The organism is Lysobacter sp. M15, from assembly GCF_022662515.1.
GTDB lineage: Bacteria > Pseudomonadota > Gammaproteobacteria > Xanthomonadales > Xanthomonadaceae > JAKPBU01.
In genome coordinates this window covers 1-2,714 of sequence record NZ_JAKPBV010000021.1, presented here as the reverse complement: position 1 = coordinate 2,714, position 2,714 = coordinate 1, and the positions used below count along the sequence as shown (strand labels likewise).

General features: G+C 58.8%; 2 protein-coding genes. Both read left to right on the top strand.

Annotated elements, in window-relative coordinates; all coding sequences use genetic code 11:
• Window positions 1–1,000 precede the first annotated feature (1,000 nt).
• Entirely contained in the window at window positions 1,001–1,426 is a 426-nt protein-coding gene (locus tag MC380_RS17835; RefSeq protein WP_242166504.1) for a hypothetical protein, read from the top strand.
• Between the two features lie 517 nt (window positions 1,427–1,943).
• Window positions 1,944–2,588 (top strand): ankyrin repeat domain-containing protein, encoded by a 645-nt coding sequence (locus MC380_RS17830; protein WP_242166502.1) that lies wholly within the window; start codon window positions 1,944–1,946, stop codon window positions 2,586–2,588.
• Window positions 2,589–2,714: the final 126 nt, after the last annotated feature.

Here is a 2,714-nt window from a genome sequence, read left to right as displayed (position 1 = left end):
AGGTCGTTGCCCGCCTCCCGGTTGGCTGCGCCCGTTGCGGCCTTCCGTTCCGCTGGACTACCTTGGTGCATAACAATTCGTTCAAGCCGAGGCCGCTTCACGGCCCGGCTTAACTCAGGCGTTAGGCGGCTTTCGCATGATTGAGTTCATAGCATCTACCGCACCGGCTGCATTGCTGGAGTTCTGGCCCGTCACCATTGCGGTCTTAGTCGTCGCCGCTGCAATGGCCCATCGGCCAAGCACCTTGCGTAGCTCTCGTGGCCTAGTGGTGATTGCCGCCATCGTTGGATCTGCCGTAGGTGCTCTTGTCATTTCGCTATCTCAGGACAGCTCACCCCTGATCCGTGACGTCGTCGCAGCAGTTGTCGTTGCCTTGCTCGCGCCTGGCACGGCCGCAGCCCTGGGCGCCCTCCTAGGCGCCGGTCCAACAGCGGCCAGGTTCTTTGGCGCCTCGGTAGCTGGCCTACTCCTTCTGTGCGCTAGCCCATTATTCTTGCTTCTTGTTCACTGCACTAGCGGCGACTGCCTATAGGTGGCCGCCTAACAATTCATTCAAGCCGACGCCGCTTTGCGGCGCGGCTTAACTCAGGCGTTATGCCCGGCCGGAGCAAAGCATTGAGCTGGGTTCTGGCGACTGCCAGCTTCGCGCCCTCCGCAGCTCTGCCGCATTCAACCGCCCGCTTCGGTTTGCACCCGGTTCGCCGGCTTGCACCTTGCGTCCTATTTCTTCGGCCGGGCGCCGCTCGCATCGGATCAGGCCGTGGCGCCCGGTGGGCGGCGCAGGTGGGCGGGCATCAGGCCTTCGGCGGGCGGCGTTCTCGGCCTCGGGCAGGTTTTTGTCCACGCCGCTCGTTGTCCAGGCTGCGCCAGGTCGTTGCCCGCGTCCCAGTTGGCTGCGCCCGTTGCGGCCTTCCGTTCCGCTGGACTACCTTGGTGCATAACAGTTCGTTCAAGCCGAGGCCGCTTCGCGGCCCGGCTTAACTCAGGCGTTAGGGCGCAAATGAGAATTCACCTTCTGCTTGTTGTTTTCTTCTCATTTCCTAGCATTGCGCAGGCCAACGGGCTCTGCGAACGCTTGCCATTGGACCCGGATGTTCCGGCGGGCCTTTCCGGCGCCTACGAGGTTATCGGCAAAAACCCAAGGACAAGCGCGCCGTACGTTGGAACCATTGTTTTAGCAAACGGAAAGTCGAGTTATGCCATTACTCGCACCATCGGTAAGGATGCTGTCCATGGCGACGCCTGGATAGAAGAATGCGGCGGCGACAAGATCCGGTTCCTTGTCGCTCGGTACTACACCAAACCAATCACTCAGCTCAGTTGCAGGCTTGGCGCAGATGGCGATAACTACTACCGCACTACATGCCGCACAGACACAGGCACGGGACGTTGGCGTGGGCTTGAGTCGTGGTTCCAAGTTCCATGACTTTGCGCCCTAACAATTCGTTCAAGCCGACGCCGCTTCGTTCCGGCCACAGGCATGGCAGAGAAAGCCTGCCATGCCTGCAGCCTCCACTACGCAGCGCGGCTTAACTCAGGCGTTAGGCGGCAATGAAAGTTTCCATCCAACTGACAATCATCCTACTGGGCATCCTAACGACAGGTTGCGCCACTAGCGCCGAGCAAGTTGCCCCTCAAAAGCCGTGGTCTCGGCATTGTTCGGCCGCAGGCATACCTGCCCGTAACGCCGAGGAGTTCGCCTATTTGGAGGCAGCGGCCACACGCTGCGAGCCCAAAGACGCATGTGTTCTCGCCTGCAGCCGTACGGGTTGTGCAGATAACATTGGCGGTGGGTGTGCACATGCCTGCTTCCGAGGGCTGCCAGAAGATCTAGCCAAGCGGGCGGAAAGCTGGTCGCAAATGCCCTCCTGCCGGTTGCCGCCTAACAATTCATTCAACCCGATGCCGCTTCGCGGCACGGGTTAATTCAGGCGTTAGCGCCCATGTCCAAGATCCACACATTGCCCATTCTCATATTTCTTATTGCGATCACCTCCGCGTGTGCGACGCAAAAGGACCCGATGCCCGGACTGCTCAAGATGAGCGTTGATTCGTCGCTCCTGCGCCTTGAGCAAGGTGACCTATGCGGAAACGGCGCCATTTCGAAAGAGAAAAGAACTGAAGTAGCTAGGGTATTAGCCACAATTGACCGTCCTGGTTTGGCAGACGCTCTTGGCTACTCTCCAGCACTTTATGCCGTTATGGCTGACAGTCCTGCAGAGCTGGAGCGACTGCTTGGCCTTGGCTACAGCACAAGCAATGAAGACGGCTCTTTGCTCCATGCGGCCGGCTATTGGAATTCTGTCAATACGGCTCGCTACCTTCTAGACCATGGCGTTGATCCCAACACTACTAACGACGGCGGAGGCACGCCGTTAATGGTGGCAGTGAGTGAGGGCGGCCCCGACGTAGCTAGATTGCTCTTGGCGCGCGCCGCACGCGTTGACAATCGAACACTCCGCTATGCGCTCGTATGCAAAGATCAGGACATCGTTGACTTGATCGTCCAGGCTGGGGCTGAGATCGATGATAAAACTCGCGCAGTGGCCCAAAAATTCAACATGCGACTTCCTAGCAATGGGCGCTAACAATTCATTCAAGCCGAAGCCGCTTCGCGACTCGGCTTAATTCAGGCGTTAGGCCGCACAAGAGCATTGGTTGATCTGATGAGTTCACTGTATGCATCACTGGCTCTTTCCTACCGTGACTGGCAC